Annotated in this window: 4 protein-coding genes; all 4 read right to left on the bottom strand. The window is 69.0% G+C overall.

Features of this window, described 5'->3' with window-relative positions; translation table 11 throughout:
• Positions 1 to 789: DNA-binding protein WhiA (gene whiA / locus NQ160_RS16330; RefSeq protein ID WP_257516224.1), on the bottom strand; the 789-nt coding region annotated here is incomplete at its 3' end.
• 40 nt (positions 790 to 829) lie between these two features.
• Positions 830 to 1,702 (bottom strand): RNase adapter RapZ, encoded by an 873-nt coding sequence (rapZ, locus tag NQ160_RS16325; protein ID WP_257516223.1) that lies wholly within the window; start codon positions 1,700 to 1,702, stop codon positions 830 to 832.
• A 26-nt stretch (positions 1,703 to 1,728) separates the two neighbouring features.
• Positions 1,729 to 3,639, bottom strand: coding sequence for an excinuclease ABC subunit UvrC (uvrC, locus tag NQ160_RS16320; protein ID WP_257516222.1), 1,911 nt, complete (start codon positions 3,637 to 3,639; stop codon positions 1,729 to 1,731).
• A 4-nt stretch (positions 3,640 to 3,643) separates the two neighbouring features.
• On the bottom strand, positions 3,644 to 6,328 hold a 2,685-nt coding region (uvrA, locus tag NQ160_RS16315), incomplete at its 5' end, for an excinuclease ABC subunit UvrA (RefSeq protein ID WP_257516221.1).

Here is a 6,328-nt window from a genome sequence, read left to right as displayed (position 1 = left end):
CTGCTTCAGGTGTGGCGGAACCTCGTCACCGAGGATCTCCATCGCCCGCTCCACGCGCGCGCACGCGGCCACGGCCGCCTGAGCGGACCGGCGCAGGTTGGCGTCGTCGAAGTTGACCAGGCGGTTGACTCCCGCACGCACCTCGCGGCGCTGGCGCAGCTGCTCCCACTCCGCCGCGGTACGGACCGCGCCCATCTCGGCCAGCGCGGCACGGATGGCCTCGCCGTCGCGGACGACGACGCGGGGCACCCCGCGCACTTCGCGCGCCTTGGCCGTGATCCCAAGGCGATGGGCGGCGCCGACGAGCGCCATGGCCGCCTCGCCCGAGGGGCACGAGATCTCCAGCGCCGCCGAGCGACCGGGGTCGCTGAGCGTGCCGGCCGCGAGAAACGCTCCACGCCAGACGGCCGCCAGATCGGGGCGCGCGCCGGTGGTGAGCTTGTTCGGCAGTCCCCGTACCGGGCGGCGTCGCTGATCGAGCAGCCCGGTCTGACGCGCCAGGGTCTCGCCGCCGTCGATGACACGCACGGCGAAGTGGCCGCCGACACGGCCGCCCGACGCCTGCACGTGGGCGAGTTCCGGCCGCACGCCGTAGATCTCCATGAGGTCACGGGCAACCCGACGAGCCAGGCCGTCGGACTCGAGTTCGGCCTCGACGGCGACGCGGCCGGCGATCGAGTGCAGTCCGCCGGAGAACCGCAGCAGGGCTGTCAGTTCGGCGACGCGCGCGGTGGGTCGCGGGTCGCGAATGGCGGCCAACTCGGCCTTCACGTCGGCGGTCAGGGGCACGGGATTCCTTCCGAGAGGCGCAGGGGGACGATCGTCCAGTTTACTCCCGACCCAGGTCCCGATGCTTCACGCGCACGGCTACGCCCGGCAGCGCCGCCAGTCGTCGCGCGAGTTCTTCTGCCGTGGCCACCGATCGGTGCTTGCCGCCGGTGCATCCCACGGCGACGGTGGAATGGGGCTTGTTCTCGCGCTGATAGCCGGCCAGCACCGGTTGCAGCGCCGCGACGTACGCGTCGAGGAACTCCTCCGCCCCCTCCTGGTCGAAGACGTAGTCGCGCACGGCATCGTCCTTGCCGGTGAGCGACTTCAGATCCTCGACCCAGAACGGGTTGGGCAGAAAGCGCATGTCCGCCACGAGATCGGCATCCGACGGCAGCCCGTACTTGAAGCCGAAGCTCATGACTGTGAGCGTGTGCCGGGCTGACCCTTCGGCGGCGAAGAGGTCGACGATGCGGGTGGCGAGCTGGTGGATGTTGTTGTTCGAGGTGTCGACGATGAGGTCGGCGCTCTCGCGCACCCGCGCCAGTCGCGCCCGCTCCCGGTGGATGCCGTCGAGGAGCGTGCCCTCGCCCTGCAGCGGGTGCGGCCGGCGCACCGATTCGAATCGCCGCACCAGCACGTCGTCGGACGCGTCCAGGAAGAGCACGCGCAGGTGCCGACCGTGGCGCAGCGCCTGGGTGATGCGGGGAAGCTCGGCGAACAGGTCACGACCGCGCACATCGACGACCGCGGCCACCTTCGGCAGCGAGCCGCCCGCCAGTTCGCTCAGGTCCAGCAGCGGACGCAGCATCTGCGGGGGAAGGTTGTCGACGACGTACCAGCCGAGGTCTTCGAGGGCGTTGGCGGCGGTGGTGCGGCCGGCGCCGGACATGCCCGTGACGATGAGGACCTCACCCGCGTCCTGTGCCGTCATCAAGCGCCCCCGTCTTTCCCTTCACCCTACCGGCGCGCGAGGTGCTCGTGGACCGTGGCGGCGAGCTTCGGTCCGATGCCGGGCAGCTCCGCGATCTGTTCGGGAGTGGCCTCGGTCAGGGCGGCCACCGAGCCGAAGTGGCGCAGCAGCGCTTTGATGCGGGTGGCACCGAGCCCGGGAACCTCGCTGAGCACGCTGTTGATGTCGCGACGACGACGCTTGCGCTGATGCGTGATGGCGAAGCGGTGGGCTTCGTCGCGCAGCCGCTGCAGCAGGTAGAGCGCCTCAGAGGTGCGCGGCAGGATCACCGGGTACTCCTCCCCCGGCAGCCACACCTCTTCGAGCCTCTTGGCGATTCCGCACAGCGCGATCTCCTCGTGGCCGGCGTCGGCCAGCGCGCGCGCCGCCGCCTCGACCTGCGGCTTGCCGCCGTCGACGACCAGCAGCTGCGGGCGGTAGGCGAACCGCGGCTTCTTGCGCGCCGGGGCGACCACCTCGCCGTCGTCGGTGGGCTGCGGCTCGGGCTCGTCCGCTTCCTCGGGGCGGTTCAGATACGCCAGCCTGCGGGTGAGCACCTGATGGATCGAATCCGTGTCGTCGGTCGTCTCGGGCACGCCGAAGGTTCGGTACTGGTCCTTGCGGGGCAGACCGTCCTCGAAGACCACCATGGATGCCACGACGTTGGTGCCCCCCAGATGCGAGACGTCGTAACACTCGATGCGCAGCGGCGCTTCGGTCAGATCCAGCGCCTCCTGCAGGTCGGTCAGAGCCTGGGTGCGAGCGACGTAGTCGCTCGTGCGCCGCGTCTTGTGCAGCATGAGGGCCTGTTGGGCGTTGAGGTTCGCGGTCTTCATGAGCTCCGCTTTGCGGCCCCGCTGGGCGACCCGGATCGACACCCGCTTGCCGCGCCGCGCGCTCAGCCACTCCTCGAGGTCCGCCGCTTCTTCGGGGAGAGCGGGCACGAGCACCTGACGCGGGATGTCCGCCGCCGCGGCATCGCCGTAGCTGCGCTGCAGCACCTGGTCCACCAGGTCCGCCCCCGAGATGTCGATCTCCTTCTCGATGGTGCTGGCCCGCACACCCCGCACGCGCCCGCCGCGCACCACGAAGTGCTGCACCGTGGCTGCGAGCTCGTCCTCGGCGATACCGAAGAGATCGGCGTCGGTATCGTCCGACAGCACAAGAGCGCTCTTGTTCAGCACCGCGTCGATCGCCTGCAGCTTGTCGCGGTACACCGCCGCGCTCTCGTAGTCCATCGCCGCCGCCGCTTCCTTCATGCGGGCGGTGAGCTCGCGCGCGAAGCGCTGGTCGCCGCCGGACATGAAGGCGACGAAATCGTCGACCATGGCGCGGTGCTCTTCGATCGACACCTTCATTGAGCAGGGTCCGCCGCAGCGTCCGATCTGCCCAGGAAAGCACGGTCGGCCGCTGGCCATCGCCTTCTTGTAGGACGAGTCCGAGCAGGTGCGGATCGGGAAGACCCGGATCATGAGATCGATCGTGTCGTGCACCGCCCACACCTTCGGGTACGGACCGAAATACTTGGCGCCCGGAATGCGGCGATTGCGCGTCACGATCACTCGCGGTGCCTCATCGGCGAGCGTGACCGCCATGAACGGATAGGACTTGTCGTCCCGGTAACGCACGTTGAAGGGCGGATCGAACTCCTTGATCCACATGTACTCCAGCTGCAGGGAGTCCACGTCGCTCGCGACCACGGTCCACTCCACGGATGCCGCGGTGGTGACCATGCGCCGTGTGCGCTCGTGCAGGGTGTGCAGCGGAGCGAAGTAGTTCGACAGCCGGGCGCGCAGGTTCTTCGCCTTGCCGACGTAGAGCACGCGGCCGTCGGCGTCGCGGAAGCGGTACACCCCCGGGTTGGTCGGGATCTCACCCGGTTTCGGCTTGTACGGGAGCGTGGGAGCTGAGCGCGGCATCCGCTCAGCCCGCCTTGCGGACCGCCTGCGCGTCGCCGAGCACTTCGGCCAGGAACGCACCGGTGTGGCTGCCCGCGGTGCGGGCCACCTTCTCGGGCGTGCCGGTGGCGACGATCTGTCCGCCGCCGGAGCCGCCCTCAGGCCCCAGGTCGATGACCCAGTCCGCAGACTTGATCACGTCGAGGTTGTGCTCGATGACGATGACGGTGTTGCCCTTGTCGACAAGGCCGCCCAGGACCTCGAGCAGGCGCGCCACGTCCTCGAAGTGCAGGCCGGTGGTCGGCTCGTCGAGCACGTAGATGCTGCGCCCGTTGGAGCGCCGCTGCAGCTCGGTGGCCAGCTTCACGCGCTGCGCCTCGCCGCCCGAGAGGGTGGTGGCCGACTGCCCGAGACGCACGTATCCGAGGCCGACGTCGACGAGTGTCTTGAGGTAGCGGTGGATCGCCTGGATCGGCTCGAAGAACTCGGCCGCCTCGGAGATGGGCATCTCCAGCACCTCGGCGATGTTCTTGCCCTTGTAGTGCACCGCCAGGGTGTCGCGGTTGTACCGCTTGCCGTGACAGACCTCGCAGTCGACGTAGACGTCGGGAAGGAAGTTCATCTCGATCTTGATCGTGCCGTCACCCGAGCAGGCCTCGCAGCGCCCGCCCTTGACGTTGAAGCTGAAGCGGCCGGGCTGATAGCCGCGCACCTTCGCCTCGGGCGTCTCGCTGAACAGGGTGCGGATACGGTCGAACACGCCGGTGTACGTGGCGGGGTTCGAGCGCGGCGTACGGCCGATCGGCGCCTGGTCGACGTGCACCACCTTGTCGAGGTTGTCGAGCCCGGTCACGCGCGTGTGCTTGCCGGCGAGACGGCGTGCGCCGTTGAGCTTGGTGGCGAGCACTTCGTAGAGGATGCCGTTGACGAGCGTGGACTTGCCCGAGCCGCTCACGCCGGTGACCGCGGTGAGCACGCCGAGGGGGAATTCCGCCGTGACGTTCTTGAGGTTGTTCTCGCGCGCGCCGACCACCGTCAGCATGCGCTTCTTGTCGATGGGGCGCCGCTTGGCCGGGGTGGGGATGGAGCGGCGTCCCGACAGGTACTCCCCGGTGAGGGAGTTGCGGTCCTCCAGCAGCGATGCCAGCGGCCCGGAGTGCACGACATGGCCGCCGTCGACGCCGGCGCGGGGCCCGATGTCGACGACCCAGTCGGCGGCGTGGATGGTCTCCTCGTCGTGCTCCACGACGATGAGCGTGTTGCCGAGGGCCTTCAGCTTCAGCAGGGTCTCGATGAGCCGCCGGTTGTCGCGCTGGTGCAGCCCGATGGACGGCTCGTCGAGCACGTAGAGCACGCCGGTCAGGCCGGAGCCGATCTGCGTCGCCAGTCGGATGCGCTGGGCCTCTCCGCCCGAGAGCGACCCGGCGGCGCGGCTGAGCGTGAGGTAGTTCAGTCCCACCTGCACGAGGAAGTCCAGGCGCGCGCGGATCTCGCGCAGCACGGCCGCGGCGATCTGTGCCTCACGGTCGGTGAGCTCCAGCTGCGCGAAGTACTCCTGCGCCTCGGCCAGGCTCAGCCGGGAGGCGTCGGCGATCGAGTGGCCGTGCACGAGCACGGCGAGCACCTCGGGCTTCAGTCGGTCGCCGTTGCAGACCTGGCAGGGCACCTCTCGCAGGTACTCCGACCAGCGCTGACGCTGACTGTCGGACTCGGCCTGGGCGTACTGCCGCTCGATGTACGGCACGACCCCCTCGAAGCCCGACGCGTACCGCATCTCGCGCCCGTAGCGGTTCTTCCACTTGACGGTGACCTTGTAGTTCTCGCCGCGCAGCACCGCATCCTTGATGTCCTGCGGGAGTTTTCGCCATGGCGTGTCGAGCGAGAACTTGAGGTCCCGCGCCAGGCCTTCGAGCAACCGCTCGTAGTACTGGTACAGACCCTTGCCCTGGGTCGTCCAGGGGATGATCACGCCCTCGCTGATGGAGAGATCCTCATCGGCGATCATCAGGTCGACGTCGACCGACATCTTCGTGCCGAGTCCCGAGCAGGCGGGGCAGGCACCGAAGGGCGCGTTGAACGAGAAGGTGCGGGGCTCGATCTCGGTGAGCTGGATCGCGTGGCCGTTCGGGCAGGCGAGCTTCTCGGAGAACGACTGCCAGGCGTCGTCGCCCTCTTCATCGACGAAGTTGACCTGCATGATGCCGCCGGCGAGCCCCAGCGCGGTCTCGACCGAGTCGGTGACGCGGCTCAGGATGTCGGGCCCGGCCACCAGGCGGTCGACCACGACGGCGATGTCGTGCTTGTAGCTCTTCTTGAGCTTGGGGGCCTCCGCGAGCTGCACGAGGTCGCCGTCCACGACAGCGCGCGCGTAGCCCTTCGCGCTGAGCTCCTTGAAGAGGTCCGCGAACTCGCCCTTCTTCTGCGAGACGACGGGAGCCACCACCTGGTACCGCGTGCCGTCGGGCAGCTCCATGAGCTGGTCGGCGATCTGCTGCACCGTCTGACGCTGGATGCGCTCACCGCACTCCGGGCAGTGTGGCACCCCGATGCGCGCCCAGAGCAGTCGCATGTAGTCGTGGATCTCGGTGATCGTGCCCACCGTCGAGCGCGGGTTGCGGTTGGTCGACTTCTGATCGATCGAGACGGCCGGGCTCAGGCCTTCGATGAAGTCCACGTCGGGCCGGTCGACCTGCCCGAGGAACTGGCGGGC

This window comes from Microbacterium sp. zg.Y909 (assembly GCF_024626565.1).
The sequence above is the reverse complement of the archived record's forward strand: the minus strand, read 5'-3'. Positions and strand labels throughout refer to the sequence as shown.